General features: G+C 33.0%; 18 protein-coding genes. All 18 read left to right on the plus strand.

Annotated features, from left to right (window positions below):
• On the plus strand, positions 1–825 hold an 825-nt coding region (locus tag O5Y44_RS01960), incomplete at its 5' end, for a MucBP domain-containing protein (RefSeq protein ID WP_371465377.1).
• A gap of 247 nt (positions 826–1072) precedes the next feature.
• Positions 1073–2011 (plus strand): Rpn family recombination-promoting nuclease/putative transposase, encoded by a 939-nt coding sequence (locus O5Y44_RS01965; RefSeq protein ID WP_271964980.1) that lies wholly within the window; start codon positions 1073–1075, stop codon positions 2009–2011.
• Between the two features lie 252 nt (positions 2012–2263).
• Positions 2264–3592, plus strand: coding sequence for a glycosyltransferase (locus tag O5Y44_RS01970; RefSeq protein WP_271964979.1), 1329 nt, complete (start codon positions 2264–2266; stop codon positions 3590–3592).
• 122 nt (positions 3593–3714) lie between these two features.
• Complete coding sequence (locus O5Y44_RS01975; RefSeq protein ID WP_271964978.1) at positions 3715–4593, plus strand: glycosyltransferase family 52; 879 nt, start codon at positions 3715–3717, stop codon at positions 4591–4593.
• Positions 4594–4966: 373 nt separating this feature from the next.
• Positions 4967–12439 (plus strand): MucBP domain-containing protein, encoded by a 7473-nt coding sequence (locus O5Y44_RS01980; RefSeq protein ID WP_371465380.1) that lies wholly within the window; start codon positions 4967–4969, stop codon positions 12437–12439.
• Between the two features lie 440 nt (positions 12440–12879).
• Positions 12880–13560, plus strand: coding sequence for a hypothetical protein (locus O5Y44_RS01985; RefSeq protein WP_371465382.1), 681 nt, complete (start codon positions 12880–12882; stop codon positions 13558–13560).
• Between the two features lie 476 nt (positions 13561–14036).
• The gene (locus tag O5Y44_RS01990) at positions 14037–14453 is read left to right on the plus strand and encodes a hypothetical protein (RefSeq protein WP_271964975.1); all 417 of its coding nucleotides are present in this window, start codon (positions 14037–14039) and stop codon (positions 14451–14453) included.
• A 65-nt stretch (positions 14454–14518) separates the two neighbouring features.
• On the plus strand, positions 14519–15019 hold the full coding sequence (locus O5Y44_RS01995) for a DUF4064 domain-containing protein (protein WP_271964974.1): 501 nt from the start codon (positions 14519–14521) through the stop codon (positions 15017–15019).
• A gap of 583 nt (positions 15020–15602) precedes the next feature.
• Positions 15603–16478 carry a diacylglycerol/lipid kinase family protein gene (locus O5Y44_RS02000; RefSeq protein WP_271964973.1) on the plus strand — a complete coding sequence of 292 codons (876 nt, stop codon included), beginning with the start codon at positions 15603–15605 and terminating at the stop codon, positions 16476–16478.
• Positions 16459–17928 (plus strand): LCP family glycopolymer transferase CpsA, encoded by a 1470-nt coding sequence (gene cpsA / locus O5Y44_RS02005; RefSeq protein WP_371465385.1) that lies wholly within the window; start codon positions 16459–16461, stop codon positions 17926–17928. The genes O5Y44_RS02000 and cpsA overlap by 20 nt, the downstream gene beginning before the upstream one ends.
• Positions 17929–18672, plus strand: a complete 744-nt coding sequence (locus tag O5Y44_RS02010) for a CpsB/CapC family capsule biosynthesis tyrosine phosphatase (protein ID WP_271964970.1) — start codon at positions 17929–17931, stop codon at positions 18670–18672. It abuts the gene before it with no gap.
• Between the two features lie 19 nt (positions 18673–18691).
• Complete coding sequence (locus tag O5Y44_RS02015; RefSeq protein WP_271964969.1) at positions 18692–19393, plus strand: YveK family protein; 702 nt, start codon at positions 18692–18694, stop codon at positions 19391–19393.
• An 11-nt stretch (positions 19394–19404) separates the two neighbouring features.
• Positions 19405–20109, plus strand: coding sequence for a polysaccharide biosynthesis tyrosine autokinase (locus O5Y44_RS02020; protein ID WP_271964968.1), 705 nt, complete (start codon positions 19405–19407; stop codon positions 20107–20109).
• Positions 20110–20181: 72 nt separating this feature from the next.
• Positions 20182–20844 (plus strand): sugar transferase, encoded by a 663-nt coding sequence (locus tag O5Y44_RS02025; RefSeq protein ID WP_271964967.1) that lies wholly within the window; start codon positions 20182–20184, stop codon positions 20842–20844.
• 122 nt (positions 20845–20966) lie between these two features.
• A complete protein-coding gene (locus tag O5Y44_RS02030) occupies positions 20967–21959 on the plus strand; it encodes a stealth family protein (protein WP_271986787.1) in 993 nt (330 codons plus the stop codon).
• Positions 21960–21978: 19 nt separating this feature from the next.
• Complete coding sequence (locus O5Y44_RS02035) at positions 21979–22770, plus strand: DUF4422 domain-containing protein (RefSeq protein ID WP_271986785.1); 792 nt, start codon at positions 21979–21981, stop codon at positions 22768–22770.
• A gap of 15 nt (positions 22771–22785) precedes the next feature.
• A complete protein-coding gene (locus O5Y44_RS02040; protein ID WP_271986783.1) occupies positions 22786–23778 on the plus strand; it encodes a glycosyltransferase family 2 protein in 993 nt (330 codons plus the stop codon).
• A gap of 26 nt (positions 23779–23804) precedes the next feature.
• The gene (locus O5Y44_RS02045; protein WP_371465389.1) at positions 23805–24761 is read left to right on the plus strand and encodes a glycosyltransferase family 2 protein; all 957 of its coding nucleotides are present in this window, start codon (positions 23805–23807) and stop codon (positions 24759–24761) included.
• Positions 24762–24766: the final 5 nt, after the last annotated feature.

The raw sequence follows: 24766 nt of genomic DNA on the forward strand, positions 1-24766 counted from the left end.
GTAGAGACTAAGAAACTTCCAAACGGAGACGTAGAACACGTATACGAAAAAGTAACAACAAAACACTTAGATAAAAACGGTAACCCAATCCCAGGAACAACAACAGAAGAAGGAACAAAAGATCCTAAGAACATTCCAGGATACAAAGTAGTAGAGACTAAGAAACTTCCAAACGGAGATACAGAATACATCTACGAAAAAGTAACAACTTCATTCAAGGATAAAGAAGGAAATGTAATTCCAAACTTCCCAACAGAAGATGGAGAGCAACCGAAGAAAGATATTCCAGGATACCGCTTTGTAGAGACTAAGAAACTTCCAAACGGAGATATCGAACACGTATACGAAAAAGTAACAACTTCATTCAAGGATAAAGAAGGAAATGTAATTCCAGGAAATCCAACAGAAGATGGAGAACAACCGAAGAAAGATATTCCAGGATACAGATTCGTAGAAACTAAGAAACTTCCAAACGGAGATATCGAACACGTATACGAAAAAGTTACAACTCCAGCTCCAACACCAACGCCAGTAGTAGAAAAAACTACAACATGGACAGATGAAAATGGAAACCCATTAAGACCATCTGTAAAAGGTTCAGTAGAAGCAGGAAAAGTTTCAGGATACGAGTTCGTAAGAACTGTAGTTGACGAAAATGGAAACATCCGTCACATCTTCAGAAAAGTAACTGCAGCTACTCCTAAGGCACAAGTTAAACGTTTAGCTAACACAGGTAGCGAAACATCTAACACAGTGGCAGCAGGATTCGGTGTATTACTTGCAGGAATTGCAGCAGCAATCAGAAAACGTAAAAAAGAAGACTAAGATTTAATTATCAGTCTAAAATAAAGAGAATCACCCTCGATACATTTCGAGGGTGATTTTTTGGTTCTTTGTCAAATTCTGAGGTGGGAGGAATATAGTGTATGATTGTAATACCAAAAAAATAATGGATTCTAATGAGGTTTTTATTAGAAATAAGGTAATTTATAGAGTATAATGAAGATGATGAGGAAGAAAAAAATTAAAATTTAAAATCAGTTTCATATGTAAATAATAGGGGGAAAAGACAATGGAACAATTACGTAATAAAGACACACGTCCTATGATGGATTTAGTAGCGAAAAAAGTATTTAACAATACAGAGGTAACAGCACAATTTATACGAGACTTATTAGACTTACCAGTAACTTCTGTAAAAATTCTAGATGGTGCGCAGATACATGCTAAACCTTATAAAGAGGTACTTCCATATGTGACTCATGTAGATGTACTTGCAGGATTAGATGATGGAACGCAAGTAATTATAGAAATTCAAGTGGCTATGCAGGTAGATTTTATAAAAAGATTGTGGTTATACATCTGCGAACAAGTATCACAAAACTTAGACGAGTATAAGAAAGAGGGAGTAGATACACATTATCTCTCTCAAGAATTAATACCGGTTTATGCAATAGCGATAACAGAGAAATCATATTTTGATGATAATCGAGCGATTCATACATTCAGTATGAGAGATGATGACAATTATGAAGAACTAAAAGTTAAATTTAAAGGTATAAAAGAGAAAAGAAATTTAATTAGAATCGTGTTTTTGGAAATAGAAAAATACAGTACGAACACAACTGAAAACTACAAAAAAGTGCGTTGGATAGAATTTTTCGGAAATAAACCATTTACACATGAACCAGAAAAAATAATGGAACAAGCGGATAGTATAATAAATCCAAGAGAATGGACCAAGGAGGAGAAGAGTATGTTTGATGAGAAAAGAAGAGACTTTGATGGATATTATGCTCACCTAGCTTATGTTAAAGAAGAAAAAGAACAAGCAATAGCGGAAGGACTTCAACAAGGGCTTCAACAAGGACTTCAACAAGGGCGAGAAGAAGGAATCGAGCAAGGAAGATTAAGTATGATGGTAGATTTAGTAAAAGGCGGATTCCTAACGAAAGAAATAGCTTCTAGTAAATTGAATCTAAGTGAACAAGAATTTGAGAAATATTTATAGAAATTATATTGGTAATAACTAGTGACTATAATCTACGTAAAAATAGAAAGATAATATATTCAGAGCTGGAGATGCATTGTTATGTATCTCTAGCTCGTTTTTATAGTTAGAAACGCTGAGAAACCTCCTCCCCACATACCACACGCCCTTCTGTTGCGGGCTAAACCTATTTATGATAAAATTAATTGACTAAAATAGTATATAGAAGATGATGAACTCATCGATAAATATTAGATAGAGAAAGGAAAGATTATGCCAAGAATAATAACTATGCACCCGGTTAGAGAAACTAATAGATACGGTTTTGAAACCACTCAACTATATAGAGCAAAGGTGGCGAGAAACCTAAATGTAGACTATCTGCATTTAGCAAGTGCACCTCAAATTAGAGATAACTGGAAAGAGAATATAAAAAAACTAGGTTTTTTAGATGAGGAGATAATTTGTGTGCCATTTAGTTATTCTGACATCGGTCATAAAGATCCTTCAATCCGTCCTGATGTTCTTGAATTAGAAGAAGGTGATAAGCTAGTTCTGACGGAAGATGGTTTTGTTAGCTCGGTTACTCTAAGTGACGGTTCAGGTAAGTTTTATTTCACTGAAGCACCGTTTCTTTTCGAAGATTATAAGGCTGGAGAGGTGCTTCTGTACAATAGGGACGGTAGTGTAGCTTTAAAAATGAAGTACATGGATCCATTTAAACAGCCAGTGCCGGTTCGTTTATTTTATCCTGGATATATCTTCCTAAAAGACGATGAAATCCTGGCAGAGGAGGATTTACTGGTGAAATATCTTGCGGTTAATGCTAAGCAAGATGATCTTCTTATTCGTGATCAACATATTGTTCCTGCGCCGAACCTATGTCGTTTTATGGAAAATACTGGAAAAAATTATTACGAAGTTATTCATGAAAATGTCCTTCGAAATTTAGAGCTTGCTAATCTTCGTGGGATGACTAGTTATCTAGTCGCTGGTGAAAGACTTACTGAAGAACTTGCTAAACTTGATTATGATGTGAGATTTTTACCGCCGATGGTTACGGAGAATTTTGCCGAGGTGAAAAATATTGGTCCTGTTACGGATTACTGCCTTGTAGGGAATATGCAAGAACTGAAAAACGTGGAACTTGTTATTAAAACTTTTATCCAACTGTATAACCTTGGTTCAAAAGCCAAAATCACATTTTATGGTGGGACTGAAGAGCGTCTTGCTGAGTTGAAAGATAAGTATGAACTTACTCCTAATATCAAATTTGTAGGAATTGTGGAAGAAGTATCTTATCAAAAACATCAGTGTTATATTTCGGCAAGTTTTTCAGAACTATTTGCGAATGCCTTTGTTGAAGCGGCAAGTCAAGGTCTATTAGGATTGTTATCTGATGTTGATTTTGCGCATAGATATTATGCTAGTCAGTCGGATTCAATAACATTATTCAGAAGTCAAATCGGCCTAGTAGAAAAAATAATGCAGATGGAGCAAGCTGATTTCCAAAAATCTAATGAGGGTAATATAACTCTTGCGAAAAAATATTCACTAGAAAATGTAAGTAAATACTACTTGGATTTAATGAACATGAGATAAGTAAGCTCAGTAAAATAATAAAAAATAGGAAATAAGGGACTGACTTGACAAAACGTTTCTTTGAAACTACGATTTTTGAGTCATTCCCTTTAAATTTAGATAAAAAGTGAAAGGAGAACAATATGGAAAATTTAATAATCGCAACGACACCTCTGCAGGCGAAGATAGCTAACTATATCGAAAACCTATATTCAGAAGAAAAATTCTTAAAAGTATATATCACGCCTGTGATGAATGAAAGACAAGCGTACTATTCTCGTGATTTTGATTTAGTATTTCATGGTACTGATAAAACGATTTACGAAAAAGCTCTTAATGAGTGCACGAAAGAATACGATAAAATATTCTATGCGAGCTTTGATAATCCGTTAATTCTAGATATAGTTGCTCGTTCAAAATATAAACACTTGCTGAGTTTTGATGATGGTTATGCAGATATCTATCCCAAAGGAATGTATGCACAACCTTTGAACAGTATACAAGTAGGTAAATATGGTTTAACTCGTGATGATTTAATCAAAAACACAGAAAAACATTATACATTATACGATAGTGATTTTCATGTTGTCGCAAAAGAGAAGTTGGTCTATTTAGAAAACTTCTTTAAGTTAGATGTAGAACCTGTAAAAAATGGTAGAACAGCTAAAGTTCTTCTTGGTCAAAACTTCTCAGAAAAAGATGAGAGCATTTCGGTGAACTTCATTACTACTTATGCAAAAGCATTGAATGTAGATTATTATGTACCTCATCCAAAAGAACAATTCAAAATTGATAATGTTAAATATCTAGTTACGCCATTAATATTTGAAGATGCTTTAGTAGAATTATTCAAAGAATATGAGTTTGTCGAAGTGTATCATTTCACATCGTCTGTAAGTCTACACCTTAAAAACACGAAGAACGTTGTTGTGAAAGGTATTGAAGTACCCTATTATAACGATAGACAAAAAGAATTACGTCGTCTTGGATGTGAATTTATAAATGTAACACTAGGTTGGTAAATTGGTATAGACAAATACACTGAATAGTATATCTAGAATATATAAAAAATATAAAATAATTCAATTAAATAATATAAAAGGTAAAAATTCACTCGCAAGGGTGGATTTTTTCTGTAAACCGTTAAAAAATCACAGATTTTGAATATTATTGATTTGAAGTAAATTTATGTAAATTATTGAAAATAAAAATGTAAATGATACTTTATATTATTAACATTCATTTAATATCAAAATAATTGCATTTAAGGGCTTAAAGTATTAGAATATATCCTGAGAATTTTTAAACTAACGTTAGTTATTTAAGTTTTGTTTAGAAAGAATCATGAAAGAAAATATTGTTAAGTTATAAAAATAAAAAAAGGAAGGTAGATTTATGTTAATAAATAAGAATGATAAATTCTCTATACGTAAGTTCAAAAACGGTCGTTCTGATTCAGTTAAAATCGGAGCAATCGGTGTAATCGTTGGTACTGCAATCGCGTTATCAGCTGGTGCTAACTCAGCAGAAGCGGCGATGAAAGAAAACAGCGATAATACAACGACGATCTCAAATGATAAGGGATCAGTAATTGTAGATACAGCTAATATTCAGAACCCAGATGAAGGTAGACAATTTTCAACTGATCCAACTGAAAATGGAACAAATACAATTACTAAAACAGGAAAAGTAGATTATAAATATGTAACTGCTGAAGGTAATACTGTATTAGAAGAAAACAAAAACCAAAATTCTGGTGCTGATAAAACTATCGAAACACCATACGATGTATACGGAAAATCAGGAGAAGTTTTCAAAGGAACTACAGGTGGCGATGCAGAATCTAGCGATCTAGATAACGCTAAAGAAACTGGTAAGAAAGAAACAATCGTAAAAGACGGAAAAACTTATCATTTAATCGGAGAACCTAAGGTTGAAACTACTGGTGACGGTGCTGGAGTTTACTCTGATACAACTCTAGGTGATGTAACTGCGAAATTGACTCCAGAAGGATTAAACAATGCAGAAGGTAAAATCACTTATGATACTGTAAAACCTGGTGGAAAAGCTTGGATCGTTGAACAAACAGGAAAAGGAACATATGGTAAATATGTACAAGCTGATTCAGGTGCGATCACTTCTGATGCTAAGATGGTAGAAGCTTTCAAAGCCGGAGAAGCTACAGCAAAAAACTTCACTTCAGCTAACGTAACAGCTGATGGTGGAATCAAAGAAGGAGACTATGTTTTCGTCCTTGAGAAAAATACCTATGTAACAGCTAAAAAAGAGAGTTTCTCTTTAACAGCACAGATACAATTGTCATCTAGTGATAATGTAGCAGATAGTAAAGATGGAGCTGGGGCTACTTTAAATAGAACATATGAAATGGTACAAAACTTTAAAGCGGCTCCAGATACTTTAACAGGAGATGCAAACAAAGCTTTTGTAAAAAAATATCTTGCATATCTTCAAGAAAAAGGACGTGAAGATAACCTTTTAAACTTCAAGCAATATATAACTATAGGAATGGAAGCGGAAGCTGGTACTCCTGCGGCGATTATTGCTGATAAGGGAGATCAAGTTGATGATAAAGGAAGACCTACAACTGATATAACAGCTGATATAGCAAGCGTTTCTGAATCAGATTCAAGTACTATAGAAGATACTCCTGATTTTCTTCTTAAATTAAATAGTCCTGAGCCGGAAGTTGAAGAGTACTCTTACCGTGATGAAATCACTCCTCTTCGTGCATACCGTTTAGCAAGTGGTACTACAACAATCACTTACAAATATGCAGAAGAAAAAACTCGTGAAGTAGAGAAAAAAGGTTCGGTAGTTGTTAATTACCAAACAGAAGACGGAACAGAATTAAAAGCTCCTTACACTGATACGCCTGAAACAGTAGCTGAAGTAGTAACTGAGAAATACTATGTTGATGCTGATGGACAAGATGTAATTGTAAGTAGCACTACAACTCCTAAAAACGTAGCCTATAACACTAAAGAAAATGCAGATGAAAAACCAGAAAAACTTACAGATGCACAAGGAAATGTTTACTACCTTAAAGCAGATGCTACTAAAACAGCTGTAAATGATGTAGAAAAAGACGCTCCAGCTGAAACAGGAACAGTAGTAGAAGGTGTTACAAAAGTAACTTACATCTATGAAAAAGCTGGATCAGTCATCGTTAACTACAAAACTGTAGATGGAACAGCTCTTACAGGTACAGTAGTTGGTAATGAAAGTAAAACTGTAGCTTCAGGCACAAAAGATGTTGATAACGGAAAACCAGGAACAGCATATAACACTGCAGATAATGGTTTAAAACCAGAACGTATTAAAACTGCAGAAGGAAAAGTTTACCAATTAGTACCAGAATCAACTGAAGGTAAAGAAACAGGTGAAGTTGTTGCTGGAGAAACTAAAGTAGTAACATATGTTTATAAAGAAGTTAAAGGTAACGTTGTTGTTAAGTATGAAGATACTGAAGGTAACACACTTGCTGCTGACGAACAAGATGAAACAGATGCTTCTCTAAATGTTAAATACGATACAGCTGACCACAAAAAAGAATCTATCACTAAAGATGGTGTTAAATATTACTTAACAGCTAAAGAACTTAAAGGTGATTCTAAACCAGCTACTGGAGACGTAGTAGAAGGAACAACTACAGTAACTTACATTTACGAAAAAGCTGGATCAGTAATCGTTAACTACCAAACAGAAGATGGAACTCCATTAGAAGGAACTGCAGATGGTGCAAATGTAGCTTCAGGTGCTAAAGATACTACAGACGCTAAAGCAGGAACTGACTATAACACTGCAGACAACGGAATGAAACCAAACCGTATCACGACTGCAGAAGGAAAAGTATACGAACTAGTACCAACAGCAACTAAAGGTGAAGAAACTGGTAAAGTAGTAGCTGGAGAAACTAAAGAAGTAACATACGTTTATAAAGAAGTAAAAGGTAACGTAGTCGTTAAGTATGAAGATACTGAAGGTAACGTAATCGCTGAAAACGAAAAAGACGAAACAGATGCTTCTCTAAACGTTAAATACGATACAACAGACCACAAAAAAGATGAAATTACCAAAGATGGTGTTAAATACTACCTAACAGCTAAAGCTCTTAAAGATGGTTCTAAAGAAACTGGAGACGTAGTAGAAGGTACTACTGAAGTAACATATGTTTACGAAAAAGCTGGGCAAGTAGTAGTTAACTACCAAACAGAAGACGGAACTCCAATAGTAGGTGTTGATGCAGCAGGTGCTAACGTAGCTTCAGGTGCAAAAGACACTGTAGACGGAAGACCAGGATCAGCATATGACACTTCTGATAACGGAATGAAACCAAACCGTATCACAACTGCAGAAGGAAAAGTGTATGAACTAGTACCAACAGCAACTAAAGGTGATGAAACAGGTACAGTAGTAGCTGGAGAAACTAAAGAAGTAACATACGTTTATAAAGAAGTTACTGGGGACGTAGTAGTTCACTATGTTGACAAAGAAGGTAACAAAATCGCAGCTGATAAAGATGACCTTAAAGGTGCATCTCTAAGCGAAAAATATGACACTGCTGTTGATAACAAACCAGAAAAAATTACTGCAGAAGACGGAACTGTATACTACATTACAAAAGCTGGTCTTAAAGATGATTCTAAACCAGAAACAGGAAATGTAGTAGAAGGTAAAACTGATGTAACTTACGTTTATGAAAAAGCTGGATCAGTAATCGTTAACTACCAAACAGAAGACGGAACTCCATTAACAGGTACTGCAGATGGTAAAGATATTGCTTCAGGTGCTAAAGATACTGACAATGGAAAACCAGGTTCTGAATATAACACTGCAGATAATGGAATGAAACCAACTCGTATTACAACTGCAGAAGGAAAAGTATACGAACTAGTACCAGCATCAACTAAAGGTGATGAAACAGGTACTGTAGAATCAGGTCAAACTAAAGAAGTAACATACGTTTATAAAGAAGTAAAAGGTAATGTTGTTGTTAAGTATGAAGATACTGAAGGTAACGTACTTGCTGAAGACGAGAAAGACGAAACAGATGCTTCTCTAAACGTTAAATACGATACAGCAGACCACAAAAAAGCTGAAATCACTAAAGACGGTGTTAAATATTATTTAACAGCTAAAGAAGTTAAAGATGGTTCTAAACCAGCTGCTGGAGATGTTGTTGAAGGAACAACTACAGTAACTTACGTTTATGAAAAAGCAGGACAAGTAGTAGTTAATTATCAAACAGAAGATGGAACTCCATTAGTAGGTGTTGATGCAACTGGTGCAAATGTTGCTTCAGGCGCTAAAGACACTGTAGATGGAAAACCAGGATCAGACTACAACACTTCTGATAACGGAATGAAACCAACTCGTATCACAACTGCAGAAGGAAAAGTATACGAACTAGTACCAACAGCAACTAAAGGCGATGAAACTGGTAAAGTTGTTGCGGGTGAAACTAAAGAAGTAACATACGTTTATAAAGAAGTAACTGGTGATGTAGTAGTTCACTACGTTGATACAGAAGGTAATGTAATCGCCGAAGATAAAGAAGATACTAAAGGTGCTTCTCTAAACGCTAAATACGATACAACTGACAACAAACCAGAGAAAATCGAAAAAGACGGAACTGTTTACTACTTAACAGAAAAAGCTGTTAAAAACGATTCTAAACCAGAAAACGGAGACGTAGTAGAAGGTAAAACTGAAGTGACTTACGTTTACGAAAAAGCAGGACAAGTAGTAGTTCACTACACTGATGAGAAAGGTAACACTATTAAAGTAGATGCTGTTGATACAAAAGACGGTAAACCAAACTCAGACTACAATACTGCTGATAACAACATGAAACCAAATCGTATCACAACTGCAGAAGGAAAAGTATACGAATTAATCCCTCGATCAACTAAAGGTGATGAAACTGGTAAAGTTAAAGCTGGAGAAACTACAGAAGTAACTTACGTGTACAAAGAAATTACTGGTAATGTAGTAGTTCACTATGTTGATACAGAAGGAAACACATTAGCTGCAGATACTAAAGACGTAGAAAATGGATCACTAAGTGACAAATATGATACAACTGACAATAAACCAGCTAAACTTGAAAAAGATGGACAAGTTTACTACTTAACAGCTAAAGAACTTAAAGAAGGTTCTAAACCAGAAAACGGTGCTGTTGTAGAAGGAACTACAGAAATCACTTATGTATACGAAAAAGCAGGACAAGTAGTAGTTCACTACGTAGACGAAGCTGGAAACACACTTCAAACTGACGCTGTTGATACTAAAGACGGTAAACCAGGAGCTAAATATGATACTTCTGACAACGACATGAAACCAACTCGTATCACTACCCCAGAAGGAAAAGTATACGAATTAGTACCAGCATCAACTAAAGGTAACGAAACTGGAGATGTTGAAGCAGGTAAAACTACAGAAGTAACATATGTGTACAAAGAAGTTAAAGGAAACGTAGTAGTTCACTACACTGATGAAGCAGGTAACACAATCGCAGAAGATGTTAAAGATACTACAGACGGATCAGTAAGCTCAGCATATGACACAACTGACAACAAACCAGCAACAATCACTACAAAAGATGGAAAACTATACGTATTAGTACCAACATCAACTAAAGGTGATGAGAACGGTAAAGTAACAGAAGGAACTACAGAAGTAACTTACGTTTATAAAGATGTTAAAGAAGAAGCTAACAAAGCAATCGACAAAGCTTTATCTGAAAAAGAAAGCAAGATCAAAGAAAATCCTGAGTTAACAAACGAGGAGAAAGAAAAAGCTCTTGAAGAAGCTAAGAAAGCATTAAAAGAAGCTAAGACTCCTGAAGATGTAGAAAAAGTTACTACAAAAGGTAAAGAAAATGTAGAGAAGACTCCTGTAACTCCAGAAGAGAAACCAAAAGCTAAAGAAGCAATCGATAAAGCACTAGAAGAAAAAGTTAAGAAAATTGATGAAAACAAAGACTTAACACCAGAACAAAAAGAAAAAGCAAAAGAACAAGCTAAGAAAGAAGCAGAAGAAGCTAAGAAAGCAATCGATAAAGCACCTTCTAAAGAAGAAGTAGAAAAAGCTAAAGAATCTGGTAAGAAAGAACTTGAAAAAGAAGTTCCAACTCCAGAAAAACCAACTCCGGAAGACAAAGCTAAAGCTAAAGAAGAGATTGACAAAACTTTAGAAAATAAAGTTAAGAAAATCGATGAAGATCCAAGCCTAACACCAGAGCAAAAAGAAAAAGCAAAAGAACAAGCTAAGAAAATAGCAGAAGAAGCTAAGAAGGAAATTGATAAAGCACCTTCTAGAGAAGAAGTAGAAAAAGCAAAAGAAAACGGTAAGAAAGAAGTTGAGAACGGAACTCCATCTTCTGATAACCCAACTACACCTTCACCAGAAGACAAAGCTAAAGCTAAAAAATCTGTAGAAAAAGAACTTGAAGAGAAAATCAAAAACATCGATAAAGATCCAAACTTAACTCCAGAGCAAAAAGAAAAAGCTAAAGAAGAAGCTAAGAAAGAAGCTGAAAAAGTTAAGAAATCTATCGAAGAAGGTAAAACAACTGAGTGGGTAGACGAAAAAGGAAATCCAATCAAACCTGTAAATCCAGGAACATACCCAGCGGGATCTATTCCTAACTACGAACTAGTAGGTTCTATCACAAACCCAGAAACAGGAAAAGTAACACACATCTTTAAACCAGTAACTAAAGAAGGTAAAACTACAGTATGGGTAGATGTAAATGGTAAACCATTAAAACCAACTGCACCAGGAACAGAAGAAGCAGGAAAAGTACCAAGCTACAAACTAGTAGGTACAACTATAGATCCAACAACTGGAAATGTAATCCATGTGTTCACTCCTGCACCAGTTATCAACAAGGTAACTGAGTGGGTTGACACAGAAGGAAAAGTAATCCGTCCACAAGAAGATGGATCAAAAGTACCAGGAAAAGTACCTAACTATGAATTAATAGGAACAGTTACAAACCCAGAAACAGGAAAAGTAACACACATCTTCAAACCAGTAACTAAAGAAGGAAAAACTACGGTATGGATAGATGTAAATGGTAAACCATTAAAACCAACTGCACCAGGAACAGAAGAAGCTGGAAGTGTACCTAACTACAAACTAGTAAGAACAATTACAAACCCAGAAACTGGTGATGTAATCCACGTATTTACTCCTACACCAGTTGTCAACAAGGTAACTGAGTGGGTTGATACAGAAGGAAAAGTAATCCGTCCGCAAGAAGATGGATCAAAAGACCCAGGAAAAGTACCTAACTATGAATTAGTAGGAACAGTGAAAGATCCAGAAACAGGAAAAGTAACGCACATCTTCAAACCAGTAACTAAGAAACCAGTAACAGTATGGGTAGATGTAAATGGTAAACCATTAAAACCATTGGCAGAAGGAAGTAATCCAGCTGGAGAAGTACCAGGATACGAACTAGTAGGAACAAAAGTTGATCCGGCAACAGGAAATCTTCTACATGTGTTCAAACCTAAAGGTTCTGCAACACCAGGTGAAAACCCAGGAACTCCAGGAGCGAACTCAGGAACTCCAGGAACAAATCCAGAAACACCAGGACAAAATCCAGGAACACCAGGACAAAACCCAGGAACACCGGGGCAAAACCCAGAAAAACCAATGGATCCAAATGCTCCAGCTAACCCAGCAGGAGAAAGAGGACCAGTAGACGTAGTTAAAGATGAGTTTAAACGTCTAGCTAACACAGGTAGCGAAACAACTAACTCAGCCGCAGCTGGATTCGGAGCACTAATCGCAGGAATTTCATTAGCTATAAGAAGACGTCAAAACAAAAACAAATAGTATTAAAGCAAGATAACTTTACTACTATTAATTATGAATCGAGGTATGAGAGCAATCTCAGCCTCGATTTTTTTATGTAGTAAGGTCGTTGTTATTGTTTTAAATAAAAGGCGAAGTGTAATTTGTATATAATAATTAAATATATTGGTATTATTTTATTTTAGATATCTTTTATATGAAATATTGACAAATAACACGTAAGAAAGTTCGATTGTTTGTGTAGATAATTAATGTTATTTTAACTGTATTTTAAGTATATTTTAAGTTGAGTTTTAATGTAATAGAAGACATGGTTTATAGGAATATAAAACTTTGTAAAATAATGAAATTTATTTAAAAAATGGTTGACGTAAATTTCTATTTATGATATTATTAATTCCGGTAAAGATACGTATTTATATTAGATATCAATTCCGAAAGAAACGAATTAAGGAGAAACTATGTTTAAAAAACTTTTAAAAGCAGTATTACCAGCATTACTAGTTTTCTCATTTGCTAATGTGAATGATGCAAAAGTAGAAGCTACAAACAAAAAAATCAACGTAAGAGTTGATTACCTTGAAGAAGGGACTAACAAAAAATTAGCAGAAAGTGTAAAATTATCAGGAGATGAGAACGTATTTGCAACAATTTCTCTACCTCAAAACTTAGCTAATGAATACAATATTTCAAAACGTGATTTTTCTAATGAAAGTAAAAATCAAATCGCAGCTAACAAGATCTACGATCAAGAATTAGTATATCAAGTGTATTTCACTAAAAAACCAGCTAGTCAAATTAGCAAACCGTACACTCAAACATATGCATATGTAACTACTCAAACTCAAGCTCACGTAGTAGCTACAACTCAAGTTCATAAAAAATTAGTTGCTTCAGGTTCTGTAAGTCACTCTTCTACTACAAACCACACAGTAGTGATAAACCACAAACCTACAGTAGTGACTACACACAAACTAGCGCAACGACCTACAGCTGTGGTACATAGACCAGTAGCTCAAAAACCAGCTGTTCAAAGACCAACAGCAGTTGCTCAAAAACCGGCAGCACACAGACCTGTTGTTCAACAAAACCACAAACCTGTAAGAAAAGCTACTCCACAAGCAAAACGTCGTGGAAGATAGTATTTAAGGGTTTTAAGAATTTAAGCTCATAGCCAACTAATCTTGCGTACAAATCAGGTTCGCAGTCAAGTAGGCTCGTAGCTAAATATGCTTGAGGTTGAATCAGACTTCATAGCTAAAATAGGTTCGTAACTTAAAAAGGTTCACAACCGAATAGTTCACAGCCAATTCCGGGGCAGAAGCGAAAAAATTTTAATAGAAACCTAAGTAGTATTTGATATGAATCCTTTAAGCTGGGAACACCAGTGTGGGGAATTGATATTAATGTTGCTACTTAGGTTTTTTATATAGGATTAAGTAGAATATTAGTAATAATTTCAAAAAAAAATTTAAGACAAGGGAAAATGGGGTTGGAAATACATCCATATATTAGATCGAATCACTTGTAAATTTTTCTGTAAGAGTGGTTAAAGTTAAATAAATTATCTTCGCTTTATGATATAATTTAGTTGTTAATTGAAATAAAGGAGAAGTTTATGAAATCATCTAGCAGAAAAATAGAAAAAACTTTAGCTTGGATAGCGAATATAATATTAATTTCAATGGTAGTCTTGATGTACACAGGTTTTTTTGATAGACTGCTGGAAGGAATGTTTTTAACTCCTGAATTTATCAGGTTTACATCTTCTAGCCTTGTAGAAACTTTTTTACTTCACACAAGAATGGAGTATTATAGAATGATTGAAATATTTGTACAACTTATTAAATTTTCAGTCTTACTATCAACACTTATAGCATTATTAGCGACTTTCAATATGAAACATAGAATTTTTTCAGGTGTGTTATTTTTATTTTTAGCTCTTATGATTGCTGGGATGGCGACAGAAGTTGCGTTTCCTGTCTACTTATTGTATTTTATTGTCGCTTTTATGTTATTTATTAGAAAAGGTTAAATATTACTAATTCTAAGTGTTTTGTGGTATAATCTAATCAATATATATATTTAAAGGAGAACTTTATGAAACCATTTAGCAGAAAAGTTGAAAAAATATTAGCGTGGATTGCGAATGTTATTATGATACTTATAACAGTGTTACTATCTCTTGGGGCATTCTCTAGTCAGTTAGCGACTGCATTTAAACAAAAGGAATTTGAACCTATACTTTATAATTTATTACAAGATCCAGGAGTTGAATCATTGTTAAAAAGTTCAGGTTTAGACATAGTATCGTTACTTGTATTATTGGTGAAAGTTTATACAATAGTTGCGATTGTTGCTTTATTATTAGCGTTAATAGCGTCATTTACTATGAAAGCGAGAATTGTTTCGGGAATTTTATTCTTAATCTCAGCGATTGTAATCGGTGTAATGACAGTTGGTATACTACTTCCTGTATACTTACTATACTTTATCGTGGCGATTATGTTGTTCGCAAGAAAAGCGCCTAAAAATCCAGTCGATATAGATTTTACACAAACACCTGAAAAGCCAGAAATTGACAGATTAGAGTACCTGTAAGAGTAACTTACTATATTTGTGAATATTTGATAAAAATAATAAACTATTCTATTGATTTGAAAGTTGTCGGAGATTGGATATCTTCGTCAAAATATTGATAGAATAGTTTTTTATTTATGCCAAAAATCATAAATTGGGCATTATCTGAGATTTTACCTAGAAAAGTTGGCTCATAAAATCTTCGATTGATCAAGTATTTTCAAGTATTTTAATTAGATGTTTTATAGGTATTATTAGCTGGCTATTTTTTTAGTGAAAATATAAGGAAGCTGGTTCTAAGGGGGGATGCTTGAATATTAATCTAGAAACCATTTATATATTCTAATTATCTAAATAACTTGGTAAATAAGAGATATTGAAGGGTTCCGTTTTTATAAAAATTAAAATTAATTTTCAAATTATTTAATATAAAAAATAATTCACTTAGGGAGTATTTTACACGAAAATTATAATAACAGAATTAGTCTTAAAGTAAGTAAAATAATCTATTGTTTTAAGCGTTTTAAAACAGATAAATCTTTGATAAATGCTTGTTTTTGTAGTATAATTGTTAGGATGAAGTATTTTTGAATAGGTTCGTAATATGATTGAAATAATTGTTAATTCTAGGAGTAAAAAAAGTCTTGTTGAACTTGAAAAAATAGAGCGTGATTTAAAGAGGAAAAAGCTAGAGTACAAGGTACTGAAAACCTCTAAAAATAAGAATGCAAGTGACTTGATGAATGAAATCCGCGGTGATGAATTAATTGTCATCGGTGGTGATGGTACTATTAATGAGGTAGTAAATAACTATCACGGGAAAGAATTCATTTATCTTGCGTATGGCTCTGGTAATGATCTTGCGAGATCTATAAAGTTCGATAAAACTATTGAAATAAGTAAATTATTAGATTCAAAGAAATTTATAGAATATGATGTAGGTGTTGTTAACGATAGAAAATTCTGTTCGGGATTAGATATCGGTTTTAATGCTGACATAATAAAAAGAGCGAATGGCTCGAAGTTAAAGAAATATTTAGGCAAGTATATCTATCTTCTTCAAGGAGTAATAGGTATTTTCATGCTGAAAAAATATAAGGCAAAAATATCGTGGGACTCTGGTGAAATAGATACTGATAGTTTATATTTACTAAATATTATGATTCAACCTTATGAAGGTGGTGGGATAAAGTTTTCACAAACGGCCACGGGTCAAGATGGTAAACTCCACATTATGATAATGGAAAACATGAATATTCTAACGTTTATCTATAATTACCTTTGTTTACTTCTTAAAAAACACAATAAACTAAAGAGAGTTAAGCATTTAACTGCGAACGCATTAACAGTAACGACAAATCAGAAATATTTTCAGATTGATGGAGAATCAATAAACGGTGAGGAACAATTAAATCTGAGCTGTCTTAGTAAATTTTATAAATTAAAGAGGATAAAAAATAATGAGAAGAAATTCAAGTAGCCGTAATGCTAGAAGCGAATCGGGTATAGGAGCTTTCGATATAGTTAATGGTATATTAGCTGCTTTACTGATTATACTCGGTGGATTGGTAAGTTGGACAATGTTAAAATACGACTTCCTTAATTTTAGAGGAATTAACTATGCGATAATTGGAGTAATAATCGTAGCGATAATACTGTCGATATTTTTAATAATCAAGAAAAAAGCAAAAATATTTAATGTAATAATGCTAGTAATAATGAATATTGCCTTGATATTCTCATACATGCAATTTAGAACAGCGATTGGTTTATTCGATAATTTAAACAATAATGCAGCAGTTAGTGAGTATACTATGAGTGTTGTAGTCTTAAAAGATGATAAAGCAGAAAAACTAGCTGACCTAAAAGATGCTACAGTATCAGCGCCAGTTTCTTCAGATGGAGAAAACATCAATAAGCTGATGAAAGAGATTAGAGACAAAGAAAAACAAAGTTTAAATCTTTCTGAGTCGAAAAACTACATCTCAGCTTATGAAGAACTAACAGCGGGAACAGCTAGAGCAATGGTGCTAAACAGCTCGTTTGAAGACTTAATCACAAGTCAACATCAAGACTTTAAAGATAAAACAAAAGTAATATACTCATACAAAATAACAAAAACTGTAAATGCTAAAGCAAAACAAAATGCTGGAGATGTGTTCAATGTTTATGTAAGTGGTATTGATACATACGGACCAGTATCAAGTGTTAGTCGTTCAGACGTTAATATTATTATGACAGTAAACAAAAAAACTGGAAAAATCTTATTAACTACAACACCACGTGACTCATATGTGAAGATTGCAGACGGTGGTAATAATCAATACGACAAACTTACGCACGCAGGATTATACGGTGTAGAATCATCAATTCATACATTAGAGAATATCTACGGTATTAAAATTGATTATTATGCAAGACTTAACTTCACATCATTCCTAAAACTGATTGATACTGTTGGTGGGGTAGATGTTTACAATGATCAAGCATTTGTATCGCATATTGGAAGTAAAAACTTCCAACCAGGCTTATTACATATGGATTCTGATATGGCGCTTTCATTTGTACGCGAAAGATATAGTCTTACTGGTGGAGACCATGATCGTGGTAAAAACCAAGAAAAGGTTATTACAGCGATAATTAAAAAACTGACATCGAAAGAAGGATTAGCGAACTATCAAAGCGTTATTAAAGACTTGAGTGAGTCAATCCAGACGAATATGCCTATAGAGACAGCTATGGGACTTGCGAATGAACAACTTAGTGCAGGTAAAGATTACAACGTAACTTCTCAAGCTTTGACTGGTACTGGAAGTATGGGCTTACCATCATACGCGATGCCAGGAGCTCAACTGTACATGATGCAAATTGACGATAAAAGTCTAGCGGAAGTTACAGCGAATATTAAAGATGTATTGGAAGGTAAGTAGATGAGAGACGGAATTAGAATGATAGATATACATTCCCATGTAGTCTTCGGAGTAGATGACGGAGCAAAAACTGAAAAAGATACTCGTGATTTACTAGAAGAAAGTTACAGACAAGGTGTCAGAACTATTATCGCAACACCTCATAGAAGACGCGGAATGTTCGAAACAGACATAGAAATAATTAGAGAAAACTTCAAACGAGTAGAAGGAATCGCTGCTGAAGTAGCGGAAGACCTAAGAGTTTACTTAGGAAGTGAAGTCTACTACAAAGAAGGTGAAATCGAAAAAATCGAAAGTGGGGAATACCCAAGATTAGCAGAAACAGACTACGTACTTGTTGAATTCCCTTATGAAATGCGTTATAAAGAAATTCATAGAGCACTGAACAAGATAATCTTACTAGGGTTAACGCCAGTAGTAGCACACGTTGAAAGGTACAACGATGTAGACGAAAAAGGTGTACAAGAGTTAATTAACATGGGTGCTTATATCCAGGTTAATGCAGCTAGTGTTCTTAAACCAAAGCTTATTGGTGATAAACATAAACATTACAAAAAACGTGCTAAGAAATACTTAGACCAAGAGCTAGTTCACTTCATCGCAAGCGACATGCACAATATGGATTCTCGTAGAACATTTATGAAAGAAGCATACGATATTATCGAGAAAAAATACGGACCAACAATAGCTTATGAACTATTTGAAAAAAATCAAGAAAAACTATTAATGAATAAAATAATATAAAGAGAGGAAAAACAACACAATGGATAATCAAGAAAAAGATTTAATACAGTTAGATATTATGCTACTGTTAAGAAGAATTTGGGAGAAGAAGATATTAATAGTATTAGTGACACTATTATTTACTGCTTTATCACTTGCGGTTAGTATTTTCATAGTAACACCACAATATGCTTCTACTACGAAAGTATATGTTGTTAACCAAACGAAAGATGAGAAAAAAGCAATTACTACTCAAGATGTTCAATTAGGATCACTATTAGTAAAAGACTATAAAGAAATCATTCTTTCTAACAAAGTTATGGAAGATTCAGCAGAGAAAAGTGGAACAGGACTTACAGCGAAAGAACTAGCAAAAAAAGTTAGTGTAGATGCACCGAAAGATACTCGTATCATCTCAATTACTGTTCAAGACAAAGATCCACAAGTAGCTAGTGATTTAGCGAATATTGTAAAAGAAATCTCAGCAGACCAAATTAAGGAAGTAACAAAAATCGATGATGTAACAACACTAGAAGAGGCAAAAGCAGCTACTTCACCAAGTTCTCCAAATATTCCTAAGAATGCAATCTTAGCGACAGCATTAGGATTTATCTTAGCAGTAGCGGGAGTAGTATTATTCGAATTACTAGATGACAGAGTTAAGAGAGCAGAAGATATTGAAGAAACAATGGGATTAGTACTTTTAGGTGTAGTTCCAGACACAAAAACAGGAAAGAGATAAGGTGAAAATACATGGCACAAATTAATTTACTAACAAACCAAAAAATAGTTGATCCTAAAAATGAAGAGTATTATAATGCCTTACGTACAAACATCCAATTTTTAGGAAAAGATAAAAAAGTAATTGCAATTACATCAACTTCAGAAAATGAAGGGAAAAGTACTGTATCGACTAACTTAGCAATCTCATTAGCGAAGCTAGGATTAAAAACTATGTTAGTTGATGCTGATACGCGTAAATCAGTTATGGCAGGTCGTTTTAAGTTTAAACATAAAATTAGCGGGTTATCAAACTATCTATCAGGAGTATCTCCAATTGAAGATGTTATTTATGAGACTGATGTGGAGCATCTGAACGTTATTCCTGCAGGACAAGTACCGCCAAACCCAACAGGATTATTACAAAATAAAAACTTCAACATTATGATAGAGGTGTTCAGAGAATATTATGATTATGTAATTATCGATACACCACCAGTTGGTCAGGTAATCGATGCAGCTATCGTAGCTCCTAAGACTGATGGAGTAATTCTGTTAGTAGAAGCAAATCGCGTTAAGAAGAAAAGTATAGAAAAAGCTAAGGAACAACTGGAAAAAGGTGGAGCAGAGTTCTTAGGTGTAATCTTAAACAAAGTTAACTCAAATGAACTTGGTTATGGTGGTTACTACGGTCACTATGGTAGTTACGGAATAAAGGGGAATAAAGATAAAAAATAAATCATATATAATATAAGAGGAGAACAAGATGTATTATATTAGAAGAAATAATAAGGAGGGAAAATAAATAAAATGGAAGAGAACTTAGTTAATAATCAGTTCGAGGGAGTAAGAAATAAAGCCGGTTATTTATTTTTCAAGAGAGTATTTGATATATCTATAGCATTAGTAGGGGTGATAGTATTGGTAATAGTTACTATCATCCTAGCTATCTTTTATAGTTTCGGTAAGAATAAAGGAAAAATATTTTTCTCTCAGGAAAGAATAGGTTTAAATGGCAAAAGATTTAAAATTTATAAATATAGATCTATGGTAGAGAATGCTCAAGAAATTTTAAAAAAAGATCCGAAACTTTATCAAAAATATATAGAAAATAGTTATAAACTGCTTCCGGAAGAAGATCCAAGGATGACTAGATTAGGCAGATTCATAAGAAAGCATAGTATTGATGAGATTCCACAATTTATTAATATCCTAAAAGGGGATATGAGTTTTATAGGACCTAGGCCTGTTATAGCAGAAGAGTTGCTTCAATATGGTGAGAGAGCTCCGAAATTTTTATCTGTTAAACCTGGAGCAACAGGTTGGTGGCAAGTTAGTGGAAGAAGTGAAGTAGGTTATCCAGAAAGATGTGACGTAGAGTTGTATTATGTGGATAATTGTTCATTAAAATTAGATATAAAAATATTTTTCTTGGAATTGAAGAGGATAATAACAAGAGATGCTGCGTATTAAAATAAATAAGTAGTTAAATAAAAAAGACTGTGTTTCGTCGCCAAACTAAAACACAGACTTAAATGAGTAATAAAGATATGATACCATAAAAAACAGAAAAAAGGAAGAGAGGAGTCTACGAAATGTGTGAAAAAATAGATTTTGTTGTTACGTGGGTAGATAGTAATGATGAAAACTGGAGAAAAGAAAAACAATACTATGAAGACAAAATGAGTATCAATGTAGACTTAAATGACAATCTGAGGTACCGTGATTGGGGGTTCATGAAATATTGGTTTAGAGCAGTAGAAAAACATGCTCCGTGGGTAAACAAAGTTTATTTTATAACTGAAGGGCATCTTCCTGAGTGGTTAAATTTAGAAAATGAAAAATTGGTAGTGATTAAGCACGGTGATTATATAGATGAGAAATACTTACCGACGTATAATTCTAATGTTATAGAGTTAAATATTCACAAAATAAAAGAATTGTCAGAGTGTTTTGTTTTGTTTAATGATGACATGTTTTTAAATGGAGATGTAAAAGAAGAGGACTTCTTCAAAAATGGATTACCATGTGATATTGGTGTATTTGAGCCTATTAAATCGCAAGGTACAGGTATAGAGCATGTAATATTGAATAATTTAGAAATAGTAAACAAGTATTATAATTCTAGACATGTTTTAAAAAATTCACTCTCTAAAATTTATAAATTTAAATATGGGAAACACATGATAAAAAATATTTTCTTATTACCTTGGAAAAATATATTAGGATATTATGATGATCACATACCTGTATCGTATAAGAAATCTATATTTAAAGAAGTTTATGAATTAGAAAAAGATTTGTTTGAAAAAAATTATAGTTATAAATTCAGAAGTAGTAAGGGAATAAGTCATTGGTTGATTAGATATTGGCAGTTGACCAAGGGGGAATTTTATCCTCGAAGTATAAATACAGGTAATTCATATAGTATGATGGATTATAAAGAAATTATTCAAGATATTAGAAATTCTACGCACAAGATGATTTGTTTAAATGATAGTGAAGTAGAAAATTTTGGATATGTAAGAGATGTAATGCTAAAAGAGTTTAATCAGAAATATCCTAATAAATCTGAGTTTGAAAAATAAAGAAAGCAAAGGAGATTAAATGAATAAAGATATAAAAATATTAATAGCAGCTCACAAGGAGTTTATTGTGCCAAAGGATGAGATATATCTACCTGTTCATGTTGGAGCTGAAGGTAAAGAGGAACTAGGTTATCAAAAAGACAATATTGGTGAAAATATATCATGTTTAAATCCTTACTTTTGTGAATTAACAGGTGTATATTGGGCGTGGAAAAATTTAGATGCAGAGTATATTGGATTAGATCACTATCGTAGATATTTTAGTACTAAAAAAGTGAAATATAAAGATGGTATGGATATAAATGAAGTAGTTTTAGATAGAAAAAGAACAGAAGAGTACTTGAAAGAAGCAGATATACTAGTTCCAAAATTAAGAAAATATTATATTGAAACACTTTACAATCATTATGCAAATACATTTGATGGTAGTCATCTCGATAAAACGAGAGATATAATTTCGGAGATGAGTCCTGAGTATATTAAGGCTTTCGATAAAGTCATGAAACAAACTAGTGGACATATGTTCAATATGTTTATTATGAAGAAAGAACTACTTGATGAATATTGTTCGTGGTTATTCCCAATTTTATTCGAATTACAAAATAGAATAGATGTTTTTAATCTTACGGCTTTCGAAGCAAGATTATTTGGAAGAGTGAGTGAGCTTCTATTCAATGTTTGGTTAGAAGAGAAAAAATATAAAGTTAAAGAAGTACCATTTTTTGATGCATTTGAAGTGGATTGGTTAAAAAAAGGTGGAGCATTTTTAAAAGCGAAGTTTTTCAAAAAGAAATATAAAGAAAGTTTCTAGAAAGAGGGTATAAAATTGAAAGTAAGTGTAATAGTCCCTGTGTACAATGTTGAGAAGTATCTTAAGCGTTGTTTAGATTCAATTATCAATCAAACATATAAGAATATAGAAATAATATTAGTTAATGATGGATCAAAGGATAATTCTCGTGATATTTGTGAGGAATATGAGAAAAAATACGAGAATATATCTCTTATCAATCAAGAAAATGGAGGATTAAGTGCTGCAAGGAATACAGGACTGAAACACATAAATGGTGAAGCAGTTACTTTTGTTGATTCAGATGATTGGTTAGAATCAGATGCGATTGAGTATTATGTTGATTCTATGAAAAAACATAATGTAGATATGGTTGTTACAAATAATATAAGAACTAAAGGCTATCAAGAAAAAACTTCTCAACCTGATAGTCTAACAGAAGAGGTTCTGACGCAAGAAGAATATGCGAAAAAATTCTTTAAAATAGATGGGAATTCTATTGAATATTACGCCTGGTCAAAACTGTATAAAAGAGAAATAATGGAAGGTGTTGAGTTTCCAGTTGGTCTATTCGCTGAAGATGTTTTAGGAACATTTAGATATATGAAAAATGCTCAAAGTATATTCTATAGTAATAGAGTAACATACAATTATTTTATTAATGACAATGGATTAACAGCAAAATTTGGAGATAAAGATTTTGATTTAGAGAAAATTTGGGATACAATTGTAGAAGAGTCGAGAGCATACGAGAATCAAAATTTCTTAAAATATGCCGTAATAAATAGAAAAAGAATAGACTTCAATTTATTATGTAGAATAGCTTTAGCAGATAATAAGAAAGATAATTTGAAAAAATACGATAAGAAAATAAAAGAATTATTAAAGAGTATAAGAGAAAATAAACAATTATTATCAGAGTACTTGCCATTTTCAAGAAAAGTAATTTTAATATTATTTACACTAAACTATAGTTTAGGAAGTAAAGTATTATATATTTTAAGTAAAATTAGTGGGAAAACAATATAGTAAAAAAGGAGAGTAGGCCTGATATTGTGAATAAGTTAGTTAGTATAATAGTACCTGTATATAAAGTAGAACAATATTTGAAAAGATGTATGGATAGTGTATTAAATCAAACATACAAAAATATTGAAATTATCTTAGTAAATGACGGAAGTCCAGACAATTGTCCTGCATTATGTGACGAATATGCAAAAATCGATAGTAGGGTTAGGGTAATCCACAAAGAAAATGGGGGGTTATCTTCTGCAAGAAATGTAGCTTTAGATAGTGTAAAAGGAGATTATATATTCTTTGTTGACTCAGATGATTGGTTGGCTTTAGATACATTAGAAGTACTGAATGAGTACCTGGAAAAAGATTACGATATGATTTCGTTTCAGAGAACATATCTTACGGAAGAGAAAGTTGTTGAAAAAGGTGAAAAAAATCCTAAAGATATGGATGTAAGTCAATATATAGATTCATCTTTCTTGGGTAGATATGACTTTTTTGTAACGACAAAGATTTTTAAAACAGAAGTATTTAATAATATTAGATTCTTAGAAGGAAGAAACTATGAGGATTTAGAAATAATGCATAGATTATTCCTAAACTTGAAAAAAGTAGTAGGTTTAGATTATTTCCTTTACTATTATTGGAAAGGAAATGAGGGTGCAATTACTAATACAATTACTATGAAAAATATAAAAGATCATTATCTATCAGCTAACGAAATATATCGCGCGAGTAAAAAATATTTAGAGGATAGAGGTAAAGATGCTTCGAATATAGTAGCTTGGTATAAAGTAGAGATGTCTCAGCTATATATAGATTATCTGAAATCTACTGACAAGGATGCAGAACTTTTTGCGAAAATAAAAAGTGAAATTATTAAAGAAAAAGTAAACTTTAATAGATTATTAAAACAACCTAGATATTTAAAATATATTTTATATAAAATTGGACTTCTGGGTATAGTTATCAGAGCTAAATATTTGTTGAAATAAGTTGA

Source organism: Gemella sp. 27098_8_155 (genome assembly GCF_041433725.1).
In the GTDB taxonomy this organism is placed as follows: Bacteria; Bacillota; Bacilli; order Staphylococcales; family Gemellaceae; genus Gemella; species Gemella haemolysans_D.